14 protein-coding genes are annotated in these 16398 nt (G+C 57.0%); 8 read left to right on the top strand and 6 right to left on the bottom strand.

Annotated features, from left to right (window positions below):
- The first annotated feature begins 122 nt into the window (after nucleotides 1–122).
- A complete protein-coding gene (locus J2741_RS12600) occupies nucleotides 123–623 on the top strand; it encodes a flavodoxin domain-containing protein (RefSeq protein WP_209676221.1) in 501 nt (166 codons plus the stop codon).
- Between the two features lie 2 nt (nucleotides 624–625).
- Here the strand turns inward: J2741_RS12600 and J2741_RS12595 are convergent, their stop codons facing one another.
- A complete protein-coding gene (locus J2741_RS12595) occupies nucleotides 626–1138 on the bottom strand; it encodes a DUF6653 family protein (RefSeq protein WP_342452278.1) in 513 nt (170 codons plus the stop codon).
- Nucleotides 1139–1262: 124 nt separating this feature from the next.
- Nucleotides 1263–1727: a hypothetical protein gene (locus tag J2741_RS12590; RefSeq protein ID WP_209676215.1), complete on the bottom strand. Its 465-nt coding sequence runs from the start codon at nucleotides 1725–1727 to the stop codon at nucleotides 1263–1265.
- Nucleotides 1728–1973: 246 nt separating this feature from the next.
- Here J2741_RS12590 and J2741_RS12585 point away from each other — a divergent pair, with 246 nt between their 5' ends.
- The 3 genes from J2741_RS12585 (at nucleotide 1974) to J2741_RS12575 (ending at nucleotide 5692) form a co-directional block, all read left to right on the top strand.
- Nucleotides 1974–2423, top strand: coding sequence for a GNAT family N-acetyltransferase (locus J2741_RS12585; RefSeq protein ID WP_209676212.1), 450 nt, complete (start codon nucleotides 1974–1976; stop codon nucleotides 2421–2423).
- A gap of 97 nt (nucleotides 2424–2520) precedes the next feature.
- Nucleotides 2521–3984 (top strand): PAS domain S-box protein, encoded by a 1464-nt coding sequence (locus tag J2741_RS12580; RefSeq protein ID WP_209676208.1) that lies wholly within the window; start codon nucleotides 2521–2523, stop codon nucleotides 3982–3984.
- A 196-nt stretch (nucleotides 3985–4180) separates the two neighbouring features.
- Nucleotides 4181–5692: a PAS domain S-box protein gene (locus tag J2741_RS12575; protein ID WP_209676206.1), complete on the top strand. Its 1512-nt coding sequence runs from the start codon at nucleotides 4181–4183 to the stop codon at nucleotides 5690–5692.
- A 96-nt stretch (nucleotides 5693–5788) separates the two neighbouring features.
- Here the strand turns inward: J2741_RS12575 and J2741_RS12570 are convergent, their stop codons facing one another.
- Both J2741_RS12570 and J2741_RS12565 read right to left on the bottom strand, forming a co-directional pair.
- A complete protein-coding gene (locus J2741_RS12570; protein WP_209676203.1) occupies nucleotides 5789–6502 on the bottom strand; it encodes a 4Fe-4S double cluster binding domain-containing protein in 714 nt (237 codons plus the stop codon).
- Between the two features lie 213 nt (nucleotides 6503–6715).
- Complete coding sequence (locus tag J2741_RS12565; RefSeq protein ID WP_209676200.1) at nucleotides 6716–6898, bottom strand: hypothetical protein; 183 nt, start codon at nucleotides 6896–6898, stop codon at nucleotides 6716–6718.
- A 163-nt stretch (nucleotides 6899–7061) separates the two neighbouring features.
- Between J2741_RS12565 and J2741_RS12560 the strand changes: the two genes are divergently transcribed.
- Together J2741_RS12560 and J2741_RS12555 are read left to right on the top strand one after the other, a co-directional pair.
- Nucleotides 7062–7928 (top strand): cache domain-containing protein, encoded by an 867-nt coding sequence (locus tag J2741_RS12560; RefSeq protein WP_209676197.1) that lies wholly within the window; start codon nucleotides 7062–7064, stop codon nucleotides 7926–7928.
- A 171-nt stretch (nucleotides 7929–8099) separates the two neighbouring features.
- Nucleotides 8100–8324 carry a hypothetical protein gene (locus tag J2741_RS12555; protein ID WP_209676195.1) on the top strand — a complete coding sequence of 75 codons (225 nt, stop codon included), beginning with the start codon at nucleotides 8100–8102 and terminating at the stop codon, nucleotides 8322–8324.
- Between the two features lie 10 nt (nucleotides 8325–8334).
- Here J2741_RS12555 and J2741_RS12550 read toward each other — a convergent pair whose 3' ends face one another.
- Entirely contained in the window at nucleotides 8335–11037 is a 2703-nt protein-coding gene (locus J2741_RS12550; protein ID WP_209676194.1) for a PAS domain S-box protein, read from the bottom strand.
- A gap of 194 nt (nucleotides 11038–11231) precedes the next feature.
- Here J2741_RS12550 and J2741_RS12545 point away from each other — a divergent pair, with 194 nt between their 5' ends.
- A complete protein-coding gene (locus J2741_RS12545; protein ID WP_209676193.1) occupies nucleotides 11232–11495 on the top strand; it encodes a hypothetical protein in 264 nt (87 codons plus the stop codon).
- Nucleotides 11496–11593: 98 nt separating this feature from the next.
- A complete protein-coding gene (locus J2741_RS12540; protein WP_209676192.1) occupies nucleotides 11594–12448 on the top strand; it encodes a MerR family transcriptional regulator in 855 nt (284 codons plus the stop codon).
- Nucleotides 12449–12551: 103 nt separating this feature from the next.
- On the opposite strand, the gene J2741_RS12535 is transcribed toward J2741_RS12540, so the two are convergent.
- Complete coding sequence (locus J2741_RS12535; RefSeq protein WP_209676191.1) at nucleotides 12552–16361, bottom strand: PAS domain-containing protein; 3810 nt, start codon at nucleotides 16359–16361, stop codon at nucleotides 12552–12554.
- Nucleotides 16362–16398: the final 37 nt, after the last annotated feature.

Raw genomic sequence — 16398 nt, 5'->3', positions numbered from 1 at the left:
TCACGTCACGCATCACGGCCGGATATCTTCAAAGACTATGAAGGCCCCGGGAATTTTTCCACATACTCCTCCCTGGCGTAGATTTATCCCGCATCCTGTCGAGACTGCATCGGGGAAGATCCATGACGGCGAGAATCCTGGTCGCATACGCGACGAAAAAGGGCTCAACGGCGGAGATTGCCGGGGCGATCGGAAAAGAACTTCAATCCCTTGGTCACGAAGTCACCGTGAAGGAGATGAAAGAGGTGATGGCGCTCGAGAAATACGACGGGATTGTGCTTGGGGCGCCGGTCTACATGGGTAAGATGATCGGGATCGGGAAGTTCGTAAAGAGGTTTCGCGAGAGACTTGCGGCAAAACCGGTGGCAGTTTTCGCGGTCGGGACCGCCCCGGTCTCTCACGATCAGAAACAGATCGACGACGAGACGAGGCTGCCCTCGGCGTCGGTCGCACCACAACAGCCCGCATCAACAGCCCTCTTCGCCGGCGTTGTCGATCCCGAGAAGTTCGGGTTTTTCATGAGGAAGATGGTCGGGGCGGAGAAATCCATGGTCGGCGATTTCCGCGACTGGGAAGCCATCGCGGCATGGGCCAGGGACCTGCCGGGAAAAATGGGGTTGTAAGGTCAGGGAACGTCCCGGGAGACGGGTCCTCCTGCACCTTTCACATCGAGGTACAGCCATACCATCCGGTCCAGGAACCACATCTTCCCGAGGTACACTACCGCTGCACCAAAGAGTGTCGGCCATATCTCGAGTGCGCAGATACCCCAGATAACGAACACAAACCCAATCCCCGAGACCGCGGAGAGTATATTCGGCACTCTTCGGTGATATTCCGGTACGGGGTCCGTATCCCTCTTTGCCCAGACCCTTTCGCCGAGCACCGCTCGCGACGCCCAGTTTTCGGTCGATTCCGGTTTTGAGAAGAGTCTCGGGTTGATCCAGGTCCAGAGCAGCGCCCCGGCGACCGGGATAAGTGCCCACCACCCCAGCCAGACCCGGCTCCAGATCGCGAGTATCAGGAGCGGCAACACCGTGTTCCGGGTCCATACACTCCACGGGTTCGTATGCCTTGCCCATGCCTCTTCGTCCATCCGGAATAATGAGGAAATGTTCTGCTCCAGAGTCACGTGCATGAAAATGGGAGGAAGTGACATTTACCTGTTGCGGGCATTTTCCCGGCAGCGGAGCAGCACTTCAGTGTATCCCTGAAAGGGAGGCGACTTCATCCACTCCTGCCGGTTACGACGTAAAATAGATCTACGTTAACCCCAGTGCAGCCGATATCTCTGAAAGGGCCTCCTTTTCAGGGTCGCTGACCGCCACACCGTGCTCCTTCGAAGCCTCGGCAACCTTTTGGCCGACGGCGATGACCCATTTTTTATAGGCCACGGCTTCTTCGGCAGGGACCTTTGAGAGGGCATTGGCGACAGATTTACATTCGGCAACGACTTTCGTCCTGTACCCGGCCATGTCCTTCCTCCAGATATGCTGCTCCTCCTGGATCAACTCCTTCTGTTTCGGCTGGGCATCGGCATTGACCAGCCCCGCAAGGACGCTGCCGGACGCGGGCGCAAGAGCCTGCGGGGCCTCTATCGTTGCTTTCACCTCGCTCCAGACCCCCATGACGTTCGGGGCTGATGCAATGATCGCGGTCGAAACCGCATAGGGGAGCGCAACCAGCAGGTGCCATTCATCGGCGGTAAAGTCTGCCTTCGTAACCATGTGGTCAATGGTAGAAGAGAACAGATTAATAGTTTTTGGGTCTCAGGGTGCCGGAACCTTTTCCCCCCGGATCACGAGCGTGTACCCGAGGCCCGGACGGTTCGTGTGCATCCGGGATCACCACCTGTATTTTTTGAATTCGCGGCCGGAACGAGGGATCGACGGTTTGTTCATCCGGGAAAAGGGAGGCACAGGTCTTCAGATATCATTACCAAATCTGGCGGCATAGCATAACCTTGAAGGGAGATGACCGAAAAGATCCGCGAGATAAAACAACAGGAACTTGGAGAACTCCTGTCGCTCTACCGGTACCTGAACCCCGATGATCCCGAATTACACCCCGATACACGTATTACCGGGATATGGGACCGGATCATGGCAGACCCGGGTCAGCACTACCTCGTGGCCGAGGTCGACGGAACCATCGTCGCGTCCTGCGTGCTGGTGATCGTTTTGAACCTGACCCGGGATGCGACTCCGTATGCCCTGATAGAGAACGTCGTCACCCGCCCGGAGTACCGGAGGAGGGGGATTGGGACCAGGTTGTTGCAGAGGGGCCTGGACATCGCCCGGCAACAGGGGTGCTATAAAGTCATGCTGCTCTCCGGCAGGAAGGATGCGATCCCCTTCTACGAACATGCAGGATTCGAGCGGGAATCAAAGACCGGGTTCATCGCACGGTTCGACGGAAGGTAACCTTTTTCGGCGTCCTTCCCGGAATTTCATGGACTGAAACGATTGCCGAAAAATTATAAAAAGCAAGGTTTTTATTACACCCCATAAAATTCAAGCTATGGAAACGGGGGGAGAAACGTCTGCAGCCATACTGAAAGCCCTCAAGTTCAGCCCAAGGGGGCTTTCCATCACAGATATCGCGAAGAAGACCGGAAAGGACCGGAACTCGGTGGCGAAACTTCTCGAAGTGCTCAGGGCCGAGGGCAAGATCGAGGTCAGGACGATCGGGTCGGCCAGGGTATACTCGCTCTCCCAGCGCGTCCCGCTTTCTGCGTTTCTCTGTTTTACGAGGAATAACATCCTGATCGTCGACCGCGGCCTGAACATCGTCCAGGCAAACGACAAGTATCTCGCCATGGCGGGCTTTACCAAGGACGAATTGATCGGGAGGAACATCCTCGACCTGAACCTGCCCGTCGTGTCTACACCGGAGGCGTTGAAGATCATCGGGGCGACGGGGAAAGAACAGGTCACCGGGGATATCCGTTCCCTTGTCGGGTCGGACGAGTCGTTCTTCAGGATGGAGGTGATCCCCACCACCTTCGAGGCCGGTGAGACCGGGTTCACGCTCGTGTTTGAGGACATCACCGAACAAAAATCGAGCCAGAAGAACATGGAGTTCCTGGCCCGGACCGCGATGGAACTGGTCGATATGTCACCGGAGGCGGATATTTACCAGTATATCGCGGACCGTATCTCCGAACTCCTGCCCGGCGCGAATGGTTTCGTGGACTCCTATGATCAGGAGAACCGGATGTTCGTAATGAGAGCGATTTTTTGTCCGGCCTTCCGCGAAGGGCTGTACCGGATGATCGGGCGGGACGTGGTGGGAATGTCCTTCCGGGTCGACGATCTCTCCGGCGCCCCCCATCATGACACGGTCAGCACGGTATTCCTGATGCAGGAGCATAATTTCGGCCAGGGGAGAAGCCCGGAGGACTGGTCCTTCTACGACCTTTGCTTCAGGCAGATCCCGAAAGAGGTATGCCATGAGATCGTCGGACGGTTCAACATCGGGAAAGTGATCGGGATCAGTATTACCTGGAAGGACCACCTCTTCGGGGTGGCGGGAATCTTTCTCCCTCCCGGACATGAGCTCAACGATCCCATGGCAGTCGAATCTTTCGTGCGCCAGGCTTCTATCGCCATCTCAAGAAGGATGACCGAGGAACGGCTCTCGCAGAGCGAGGAGAACTTCAGGGAACTGATCCTCCAGGCAGATCGCCCGACGGCGATCATCGGGCCCGAAGGCAGGATCTCACTGATCAACCCGGCATTCACCGAGTTTTCCGGATACACTCTCGTGGATCTTCCGACCCTGGAAGATCTATGCCGGAAGGTGTTCACCGACCCGGGGGTCGGTGGAGCAGCGATCTCCTTCTTACACCATCCCGGGAATGAACCGCCGCCTCCCGGGATCTACCCTTTCCGATCTCGCCAGGGGGCCGAGCTCCACGTTGTCCTGAAACCGGTTATCCTCGCCGACGGAACGACGGTTCTTTCGTGCGATGTAATCCCCTAGGGTATTAACCGGACTGCGTTCTTCCATCCGGTGTACCTGCGTAGAGAGGATTATTTCGCCCTGCATTCGGGAGAAAACGGAAACGTCCTGTTTTCACGGAATAAGTCGTATAACTCACCTGATCATGAACCCTGACTGCGATGAACCTCGTGAATAAAGGCAAACACTATAGTCCGTAATATAATATAATCCATATATGGATCCGGGGGAAGAGACATCTGCGGCCTTGCTGAAAGCCCTCAAGTTCAGCCCCCGGGGGCTTTCCATCACGGATATCGCGAAGAAGACCGGGAGAGACCGGAACTCGGTTGCGAAATATCTCGATGTGCTCCGGGCCGAGGGGAAGGTCGAGGTCCGAACGATCGGGTCGGCCCGTGTCTACTCGCTCGCCCACCGGGTTCCGCTCTCTGCATTTCTCTGTTTTACGAGGAATGACATCCTGATCGTCGACCGCGAGCTCAACATCGTCCAGGCAAACGACAAGTACCTCTCCCTCGCGGGATATGCCAAGGAGGAACTGATCGGGAGAAACCTCCTCGACCTGAACCTGCCCGTCGTGTCGACACCCGAGGCTGTCGCAATCCTCGGGTCGGTCGGGAAAGAACAAATTGTCACCGAGATTCACTCCACGACGGGCAGGCAGGAATTATTCTACAGGATGGAAGTAATCCCGACGACTTTTGAAGCGGGTGAAACCGGACTTACCATAATTCTTGAAGATATCACCGAGAAAAACCGGCACCTGAAAAATATGGAGTTTCTCGCAAGAACCGCGATGGAACTGGTCGATATCTCCCCCGACACCGATATATTCGAATATATCGAGGAACGGATAACCGAACTCCTGCCGGAACATCCCAGGTGTTTTATCGAATCGTTCGACGAAACGCGGGGAGTATTTGTAATGCGCGCAATAGTCAGTCAGGAATTCCGTCAGGACGCAACTACCATAAACGAAGGAAAAGACCTCATCGGGATTACGATTGACCTGCATAATTTTTTCTCCCGGGCGCCCTTCTTCGAAAGCCCGTCGACGATGAAAGAGTTTCGCGAGTTGCGGTTCCGTCCTTTTTTCGAAGACGAAACGGTCTCTTTCTACGATGCCTGTGCCCATATCTTCCCAAAGGATGTCTGTGACAGGTTTCTTCGCCGGTATGGGATAGGGAAGATGGCGCTGATAGGGCTGACCTGGCAGAATCAGCTCTTCGGAGTGGTCGGGATCTGCCTCTCTCCCGATGAAGTCCTGGAAAACAGGCAGGCGATCGAGTCCTTCCTGCGACAGGTCTCGATTGCCTTTTCACGGCGAATGACCGAAGAACGGCTTTCACGAAGCGAGAAGAGATTCGAGGATTTGATCACGCTCTCCGATCATGCGTTGTTCATGACCGACCAGGCAGGAAAGATCAGGCTGGTGAACCGCCGCTTCACGGAGATACTCGGGTATTCCCGGGAGGATATCCCGAACCTGGGTGCATGGTGCGAAAAAGCCTTCCGGGATCCTGTATCCCGCGAGGAATTTATGTCTATGGTGACAGGACACCCGAGACCCGGAGACGTCCGGAACGGTCCACTCACCGTCAGGTGCGGGAATGGTACCGGAAAAAATATCCTGTTCCATACCACCGTCCTCCCGGATGGTTCGCGGGTGATCCGTTGTGACGAATGTCCTCCGGACGCCCCCCAATCCCCCCGGGACCCGGGCCCATGATGAATTAGGCCCTGATAGTTGATGAGAGGGTCTCGCTGGAATACGGGCCCCTGAATCGTCTAAAAGGAGGCAGCAGGACCGGGGTTATCGCGTATCTCATCTCTTCATTCTTCGCCCGAAAGGGCATACAAAGAGGCACATCCCGCACACCGCCGACCCGGTCCGGATCTCCTCTTCCTTGAAATACCGTTCGCAGGCCCTGGCATCGTACCTGGATTCCCTGGGTTCGCGTTCATCGAACGGTATCCCGGTGAATGCCCGGGCGGGGCAGGCGTTGACGCATTCCCGGCACTCCCCGCACCGGCCCTCAATCGCCCTGCCGGTCGGCGCGAGGGGCGCATCGGTAAGCACCGACACCCATCGCACTCTGGGGCCGTGTTCGGGTGTAATCAGGAGACAACTCCTTCCGATCCAACCGAGGCCGGCAAGGCGGGCAGCGAGCTTGTGAGAGACCGGCCCGCAGATCTTCGCATCGTCGGTCCTCTTGGACGCTCCTACCGGCAGTGCACGGTATCCCGATCGCTGGAGAGTATTCGCAACCTGCAATGCTATCAGGTCGAGGGCTGTATTCACCACGTCGTACGCGTGGTGCCGGTAGAGGACTCCTCCCCCGTCCTTCTCCCGGGTGGGAAGGAGATCGACGAGCGTATCGAGAAGGACGATCCCGATGGAGATCGCTACAGGGTAGTCCGCAATTTCCTGCCCGCCCTGTGCCAGGACGAATTCACGGGCGGATCCGAGGTCGGCGACACCGAAGTAGTCAGCTCCGAGCGATTCTGCAAGGTGTTTCAGCGTGGCAGCGGTCTCCATGAAGTATCCCTGTACTCCTCCGTATGATGCCGAAGCAATTAAGGTGGAGTGAATGTATCCGGCACCGCATGTACCTCATTCGGCCGCGATTCCACGTTGCTTTTTCACGGATCGACACTCCGGACGCATTCGGGCCAAGAGCCTGCCTGTACTCAAGGTCCGATAGAAAAGCCGGGGGTGCCCCTACTTCCTGCAGATCGTGTGATATTCTCTTCAGTCTGTTCCGGTTTCATCCTCGAACCGGTAGTAATAGCAGACGCCCCATTCCTTCTTCTCTCCGGGTTTCAACCCGGCGAGCATCTGCTCCGCATGCTCTGCGCAGACCGTGCTCGCACAGCAGCCCAGGCATTGTATTCCGATCGCCTCTTTCCCGCACACATCGCATGTTCGTTTCATCGCAGGTTCCCGGAGTGTCTGTACACTTCCTTCTTTCCCGTAGGGCCCCCCACGTTATCACCTTTGGTCTTCAGGCGTATACTCCTGTTCCGGATGCCCGGGAGTACGGCAATTTCCCGTTGCAGATCGTAAAGAACAACATACCGGACTGTGACGGAGTTGTATGAATATCCGGGCGGCCTTTCTGTTCATGACACTGCTTGTCGTTCTCGCCGGTGCGGGCTGCCTGCAGGAGTCAAAGGTTCCGGAGGCGCCCCCGACGACGCCTGGAGCGAACAGCCCGGTGGCAACGACTCACCAGGTGGCGATGGTCCTGCTTCTCGACAACGTGACCGGGGAGACCATGCAGGCCCTGTCCGGGATCGACCTGGCGACCTCCCGTGCCGCGACAGCCCTGGGGAAGACCGGTCTTTCCGGCCCTGGTGCAGAGGCCGTGCTTGCTGCGGCGGCAATGTCGGATCCGGCAGTGCTGACCGTAATTACGATAACCCCGGACGGGACCGTTGCGGCAGCAGAACCCTGGGACGCAAAGGTGCTCGTCGGGCAGAATATCGGAGACCAGGATGTCGTGCGAAAGGTGCTCGGGACCCAAAAACCCCTGATGAGCGATCTCTTCCCCCTCGCCCAGGGCGGAGAGGCGGTGGCGATCGAGTACCCGGTATTTTCCGCCGATGGACGGTGTATCGGAGCGGTCAGTACCACGTTCTCACCCTACGAACTTTTCGCGCCGATTGCTGAGCATGCGACTGCAGGGACCCCGTATTCCTTCATGGTAGCACAGCCCGGCGGCCGGATCCTCTATGATCCCGACCCGCAGGAGGTCGGAAAAGAGACATTCAACGAGACCCTCTACGCGGAATACCCCGGCGTACTAACATTCGCCAGGGAATATGCAGCGAACCGATCAGGATACGCCACCTACTCTTTTTATGCTACCGGCTTTGGGGCGGTGGTGGAAAAGGAGGCGTTCTGGACGACCGCCGGGTTGCACGGCGCCGAATGGAGAATTATCGTTATCGGCGAGGTATAATCCCGCGCACGAAACACGAACAGAGTAATTCCCGCGGCACATTGATGAAGGGACCGCCGGGAATACATCGCAATTGTCCGTGCTATATGATAAATTCGATATAATAATTTATATTATATATAATAGATATATTTTTAAGGGCGAGGATCCCGGATCCCCCGGAGATGCGACATGTTTGACGTAAGGGCAGGAATCACCTGGATCGCGGTATTCATTGTCCTCGGGATAGTTGCATTACTCCTCGGAGGGGCCACGGGCCTGGTTGGCGCTTTGGTCGCGTTCGGACTCGCATTCTTCACCGGATTTTCCTGTATCCTTATAGTTCTGGGAGAGATCCGGGATGTTCTCGCCGGGACCTCCCCGCGTTCCGATCCCGGGGATACTGAAATGCACTGAGAGAAAGGATTCATTCGTCGCCCGGTTTCCGGTACATTCCTGCAGGCACCTCGATCTCGAACCGGGCACCCTTTCCCGGGACACCGGTCTCCCGGATCGACATCCCGGCGATGTTCAGGATCTCCCGGGAGAGGAAAAGCCCGAGACCGTTGTGCCTGCCAAAACCCTTCTCGAAAATATGTTTTTTCTCTTTTTCAGGTATACCCTCGCCGTCGTCTTCGCACACGAGTACGAGATCCCCGTTCAACGGATGTGAGGAGACAAGGATCTTCGTCAGACCCGCCCCCCCGTGCTTCACGGAATTGTCAAACAGGTTGAAGATCACTTTTTCGAAGAGTGGATCGGCATAGATCTCGTAGTCGTCGCCGGTCATCGCGATGGGGATGCCCATGGACGCGACCTTCGACCGGGCCTCCTCCACCGCCCCGGACACGCGAAGCCATCCCGGCGTGTTTCTCCCCAGGTTCTGGAATTCCCTGGTGAGGGCGATCTGGCTCTCGATCGTTATCGCGGTCTTCTTGCCGGCGTCAAGATATTCCGCGAGGTCTGCGGGGTCGTCGAACGATGCGCCCGCGAGTTCGAGATATGCTTTCAGGACCTGGACCTGGTTGAGGATGTCGTGCCGGGTGATATCTGAGAGAAGGGATAATTTATGGCCGATGGCCCCGATCCTCTCCTCTTCCCTCTTCCTCTCGGTAATATCGCGGATCGACTCAATAGCGCCGATCACCTGCCCGTCGTTATTCAACAGGGGGGATGCCTTACCCCAGAGGATCGCGGTCTTTCCCTGGGGCCTGGCGAAGATCGTCTCGGCCATGTACGTCTGCCCTTCCCGGAGGATCTGCTGGTACTTCCCCAGGATTTCCTCATCTTCGTGTAGGACGAGATCGATGAGGATCGGACGACGTTCACCATAGAATGGGACGGAATGGGCATGGTTTCCCCTCCCGATGAGGTCCTCCGCCCGGGTGCCGGTCAGGATTTCGAGCGCCCGGTTCCAGGCGATCACCACCCCGTCCCGGTCGATCACCAGGGTCGGGTCAGGCAGGTGACTGATAATCTCCCGCTGGATCATCTCGGAATTTCGAAGCGCCTCTTCGACCTGTTTCTGGGCCGTGATGTCCCGTCCTACCGACTGGTACTCCACGACCTTCCCGTCCCCGTCGAAGATGGCCCGGTCCGACCATCGCTGCCACTGCACCGTCCCGTCGGGTAAAATAACCCGGTGCGATATCGCCGCAACCGGATTTTCCGGTGTGAGCGACCGGAGGTGCTCCCGGATCGGCATACCTTCCCCGGCGGGTATCCCGGGGATGAACCGGTGACCTATCACCTCCTCACGACTCTTGCCGAAACACCTGCAATACGCCTCGTTGACGAAGACGTGCGTCCCGTCGGGCAGGAACCGGCAGATGAACTCCGTCTGGTCCTCCACCACGTTCCGGTACCGCTGCTCGCTCTCACGCAACGCTTCTTCGACCTGTTTCTGCGCCGTGATGTCCCGTCCTACCGACTGGTACTCCACGACCCTCCCGTCCCCGTCGAAGATGGCCCGGTCCGACCACCGCTGCCACTGCACCGTCCCATCGGGTAAAATAACCCGGTGCGATATCGTCCCGACCGGATTTTCAGGCGTGAGCGACCGGAGGTGCTCCCGGATCGGCATACCTTCCCCGGCGGGTATCCCGGGGATGAACCGGTGACCTATCACCTCCTCACGACTCTTGCCGAAACACCTGCAATACGCCTCGTTGACGAAGACGTGCGTCCCGTCGGGCAGGAACCGGCAGATGAACTCCGTCTGGTCCTCCACCACGTTCCGGTACCGCTGCTCGCTCTCACGCAGCGCCTCCTCTGCGATGATACGAACAATCGAGTTTCCCACCTGGGACACGATCATCTCGAGGACCTTCCGGGTCTCGGGGAGGACGGACTCCGCCGTGTGCGACGATACATTGAAACAGCCGATCGTCCTTCGTTCGTGCAGGATCGGGATTATCGCCATACACTTCAGCCCCTCGGACTCCTGTGCACTCCCGGGGTCCGGATCGAGCATGGAGAAATCAAGGTATACGGGTTTTTTCCGGAACACAACCCGTGTGGGACGGGAGAATGCCGGGATGTGGGAGGAATCGGCGAGGAGCCGTTCAGACAAACCCCTCGAGGCGACCAGGTCGAGATCTCCGGTGTGTCCGTCGACAAGGTATATCGCCCCGCTGTCGAGTCCCGAGAGGTCAATCACGGCCTCCAGGCAGAGGGAGAGCGCCTCCTTGCGTGTGGCGGTCGACGCAATTATCAGGGTAAGATCCTGGATTGCGGCGACCAGGGCCTCTGCCCTCCTTTTCCCGACAGCCTGCTGGATCTTGTGCCCAAGCTCGGCATAGAGGGCGTTCGCATGAGCTCCCTTCTGGAGATAGAAATCCGCACCGTTATTTATTGCCTCGATCACCACCTCTTCGCGACCCTTCCCGGTAAAGAGGATGAACGGGATAGAGCCAAATTCAGACCGCACCCTTTTCAGGAGATCTATCCCCGAGCATTCCGGCATCTGGTAATCCGAAACGATCGCGTCGTACGACGCGGAACGCATCTTTTTTATCGCGGACCGTGCGGATTCTGCCGTATAAACCCTGAAATTCTCATTTTTTTCAAGGTAAAGTTTCCCAAGGTCGCAGAGCGCCGGGTCGTCGTCAACGAACAGGACTGAAATCATCGTTTATCCGCACCGGAACGGGATTTTTTTGGTTAGAATCTAAATATAATACGTGAAGGATAAATGCACCGGTTTGATTTCATGCAGGCGATCTCACTGGAATGAAGAACCTATGGCCGGGAGAGGGCCGGTTTGATCATGACTATATACTCCCGGACCGATGTTCCTGTTCTGAACCAGCAGGAATGAAGGATATGATAACGCAGGATATTGTCAGGAAACTCTGGGACGAGGCCGGAAACGGCAACATCGCGATATGGGCGGACGACACGATGACCGTGGTGCCGATGAATTACACCGGTGAGACCGGCGGTACGAAGCCCCTGGTCATCCTCAAACCCATCGCCCTGGTGAACAAGTATGATTTCCTGGACTTCGCACTAAAGGACGAGGTCCTGCTCGGAACGATCGAGGAATCAATCCGGTCGGCAGGCGGTACGGTGACCCGGGGATCGTAGAGGCAGGAAATTTCAGGCTGTCCGCGGGGAAATTCCGGGTCGGGAAACCCTCCCCCGCGGGAGAGAACTACCCACTATACGCAAGTCCGGACTATTCAATGAAGGATATGCCAGCAGATCGGATCACCATCGGGAGATTCTCCCGCCTGACGTACCTCTCTCAAAAAGCGCTCCGACTCTACGATACGAAGGGGATCCTCGTCCCGAAGGTAAAAGACCGGATCACCGGTTATCGCTACTATTCAATCGGCCAGATCGATTGCGCATTAAAGATCAGAACGCTGTGCAGCCTTGGATTCGGGCTCTCGGATATTTCGGCAGTCCTGTCTGCACTCGAGTCCGGTGATGAAGAGACCGTTCTGAGAATGCTCAATCTGCGTCATCGGGAGACCCTGGCGGAGATCCGGCGGCTGGAAAAGATCCAGTCCCTCCTGCTTGAAAAGAGGGATTTTTCGGAGTTGTTTGCCATGAATGTTTCAGAGCCAGTCATAAAAGATGTTCCTGCATTGCGGGTGATATCGGGGCGGAAGACCGGGACCTACGAAGGGGTGTGCTCCGAGGTCGGTTCGGCACTGTTCGCCATCATATTCAGCCCGCTCAATCAGAGGAACGGGGTAACCATCACCGGGCCCTGCATATCCCTGTGTTACGACGGGGAGTACAGAGAGACCGATGCCGACATCGAGATGGCGGTCCCCGTCCAGGGACCGGTTGTCTCGGATAAGCCCACCTATACCGTGAGGACGCTCCCGGCCGAAAAAGTTGTCTCGGTCGTGTATAAGGGACCCTACGAGCACGACGGGTTCTCGGTCGCATTTGAGAACGCGTTCCGTTTCGCGAACGAACACGGACTGGAGATCAAAGGTCCGGACCGGCAGGTCTACCTTAACGATCCCGATGCGACGCCCGCAGAAGAACTTTTAACGGAGATCCAGATCCCGATTGTGGAGTAGGACCTCCTTTTTTCCGGTAATCCGGATTTTCCGGGAGAAGGCCGGTCTCTTCCGCCCGGCGAAGGGTTCCCCGTCGTTCATGCGACATTGTGTACGGCAGGCTTTAACCGGGTACGATGCGATACCTGCCTTTTGGCACGAAGATCTCAAAGTTCACCCCTTCTCCCGGTTCCCCGGTCTCCCGGATGGTCATATCGGTGATAGAGAGGATCTCCCGGGATAAAAAGAGGCCCAGGCCGGTATGTTTCCCAAACCCTCTCTGGAAGAGCTTTTTCTTATCTTCCGCGGAGATACCGGTCCCGTTGTCCCGGTAAGAAAGTACCAGCCCCCCGGGATTCTCCGTAAAGGAGAACCGGATATTCGTCACGTGACCTCCGTGACGGAGGGAGTTTTCGACCAGGTTATAGAACACCTTTTCAATGAGCGGGTCCGCGAAGATTTCAAGCCCCGGCAGGTCGTTCTCAAGGACTATTCCCCCAATCTCGATCTGGGACTCGACCTTCTTTACTAACGTACCCGCGTCCTGCCACAAAGGCTCTTCCACCCCGATGTCCTGGTAGAACCGGGTGAACTCGATCTGACGCTGGATCGCGTCGACCGCCTCGTTCATTTTTACCTGGTACCCGCGGAGCTCGGGACTCTCCACCAGGTCTTCGGACAGTTCGAGGTACCCGCGGATCGCCATGATCAGGTTCAGGATATCGTGACGGGTGATGGATGAGAGCATGTTGAGTTTTTTGTTCACCTGGTGCAAGGCCTGTTCGGCATTTTTGCGCTGGGTAATGTCGAGCACCGAGACGAGCACCCTGGAGAGGGTCTCCTCGTGGCCCGGAACGACCGTCACCCTCATGATACCGACTTTTGCCTCTCCCCGGAGGGTCCGGAGGGGAACTTCACCTTCGAACTCGCGTTTGCCCATCCAGAGCGCTGAGATTTCTTCGCGGAAGGCGTCGTGAGATTCCCGGGGGAAGATCGCGGGGAGGTTCTCCCCGAACTCATCGAAGGATGCCGTCCCGAAGAGTGTCATTGCCGCCCGGTTGATACGGAGCACGTTCACCTTTCCCGCACATTTCGCGACCTCTTCCGGGTGGTCCTTCAGGTACGCTGAAATATCCGGAGTCCCACCCTGCACTTTCCCTTTCAGCCATGCCTTTACCGGCGAGAAATCATCCTCCCAGAGCGGGATCGGGGATTCCTCGAAAAGGGTCCGGTATCTGTTCTCACTCTCCCGCAATGCGTCCTCGGCCACCTTCCTGTCGGTAACATCGTCGTAAATTGCGATTATCTCACCGGAGGGGAGTCTGTACACGTAATTTTCACGCCACCCGGTAATCCTCTTGTCCTGATAATGGGACTGGGGGAAATGTTCCGGCTCCCCGCTGCGCCAGACCTTTCGAAGGACCTCCAGAAGTCCGAATTCCATTACGCCGGGGAATGTCTCGGTGATACGCTTTCCAATCACCTCCTGTTTCGAAATCTTCTCGATGATCTCGGCACCGTGGTTGAAATCCACGATCTCGAAATCGGCCCCGTCATCCACCGCGCGATAGACCACGACACCGCTGCTCATGGAATTGAACAATTCCCTGAACCGGTCCTCGCTTTCGCGAAGCGCTTCCTCTGCCTCCTTGCGATCGGTAATGTCGAGATAGGTCCCCAGCACGCCGATGATCTCCCCCCGGGCGTCCCTCAACGGGACCTTGCTCGACAGGAGATAGATAACCGCTCCCGAAGGGGTCGTCTGCGGCTCTTCGAAGAGCAGTTTTGACTTACCGCTTTCGATCACCGCACGGTCGTCGGCCCGGTAGAGTTCTGCCTGTTCGCTCCAGCCCATCTCGAAATCGGTCTTCCCGATGAGGTCATCCGGTTTTTCGAACCCGGCGTCGCGGGCGAAAGGTTCATTGCAGCCCAGATACACGAGATTTCTATCCTTCCAGAAGACCCGGGCGGGGATGGTATTGAGGACGGCCTCGAGGATCTGGCGCGACTCGCGAAGTGCCTTTTCCATCGATTTGCGCTCGCTGATATCGAGAAAAGTCCCGATAAGACCGCCGAGCGAGCCGTCGGCATTGAAGAACGGCGCCTTGTAGAAGACGACGTCATGCCGGGTCCCGTCGGCAAACATTACCCGGGCCTCGTAGACCTGCCGGGTGCGGCTCGCGAACAACCGCTGATCCGATTCGTTGTAAGTATCCGCAAGATCTTTCGGCTGGATGTCGTATGCGGTCTTTCCCTTCAGTTGGCTGCATTGTATCCCGATATATTCCTCGAACGGCGGGTTGCACCCGAGGTATCTCCCGTTCATATCCTTATAAAAGAGCGGGACCGGGAGGGTATCCATAAGCGTGGCAAGGAACCGGGTATGCTCCTCCATCTCCCGGGCCGCAACCTTTCTCTCGGTGATATCGCGGGCGATGGCGACGATGAACGACTGCTCCCGGATCGTCACGACTCGGGCGCTGATCTCGACCGGGAGAAGCGACCCGTCTTTCCTGGCCAGTTCACTCTCGAAGGTGATGTATCCGGTCGCGAGTAATTCGGATATTGCGTGAGGCAGTTTTTCCTGTAACCGGGAAGACACAATCCTCGCAACAGGGCCCGGCACGAATTCATCTTTCGTGTAGCCGAGCTCACGGAGTGCCACTTCATTCGCATCGATGATATTGCCGAGCACTCCCTTCACGGGAACTTCGGCAAAAAGGATTGCGTCGTTGGAATGCTCGAAGATCATCCTGAATTTTTCCTCGCGTTCCCTGATCTCCTCTTCTGCAAGCCTTCGTTCGGTGATATCCCTTACGATGCCGAGGGCCTCGTTCCCGGAAAGTGCCACAATCCGTGCTTCGAAATTACGGGTACCCCACGGGAGGACCAGCGGGTACTCGAACCGCTGGAGCTCTTTCGTGTCGAGTGCAAGTCCGATATAGCGAAGGATAATACGCGTTGTCTCTTCCCCGAACCCCGAGTCGCGGACATTCGTCCCGATGATCCGGTCCGGGGGGACCGCAAGTTCGGAGACATCGGGGGTATTGAAATCGAGGTACGTGCCGTTGCGGGTGACGACAAACATCATGTCCGGGAGGGCTTCGAGCAGTTTCGCACTCCGGTATTCACTCGCCTTCAGTGCGTCTTCCGCACGCTTTCGTTCGGTAATATCGGTCGCGATCTCCATTCGCACCAGGCGGCCGTCCATCCACTGGATCGCCGAGTCCCTGCACTCGTACCAGCGCCCGTTCACCGTATTCTGGAATTCCCATACCAGGGTGCCGGCCGGTTTCCCCCGGGCGTCAAGAAGCTGGTCATTTGTGCAGAACGGGCAGGGCCCGTTCTGGCCCGCCTGGATCGTCCGCCAGCAGACTTTTCCCTCGATATCGCCCCACACATCCCTGCCGTATTTGTTGAGAAAGAGGACTTCGTACGTCTCCATATCCGCGACGTACACGAGTGCATCGATACTGTCCATAACCGTCTTGAACCGTCCGATAGAGCGTCTCATCTCCTCCTCGGCCCGTTTCCGTCGGGTGATATCTTCAAAGACCGCGACGAAATGGTCCTTCCCCGGACTGTACACCGAGATGTGCAGCCATTTATCGAAGGGGGTGAAATATGTCTCGAACTGTTCGGGTGATCCCGTTCTCACAACCCTGCCGTAGATTTCGAACAGCTCGGGAGACGACTCCCGGATACCGGGGATCGCATCTGTGACCTTCTTTCCGGTGATCTCCTTCAACCCGGTGATCTCCTCGAATGCAGGGTTTACATCGAGGTAGATCCAGTCTTCGGGCAGGCCCTGCGCATCAAAAAGCATCCTGCAGTAGGCAAATCCTTCAAGCATCGAATTGAAGAGCGTACGGTACCGTTCTTCACTTTCCCGGAGAGCTTCTCCTGCCGGGGTCGTCCGGGGGGTATCCTTCACAATGTAACCTTCCCGGAAGCGGACTTCCTTTGTAGAA

The organism is Methanolinea mesophila, assembly GCF_017873855.1.
Taxonomy (GTDB): Archaea; Halobacteriota; Methanomicrobia; order Methanomicrobiales; family Methanospirillaceae; genus Methanolinea_B; species Methanolinea_B mesophila.
This window is presented reverse-complemented; position numbering and strand designations above follow the sequence as displayed.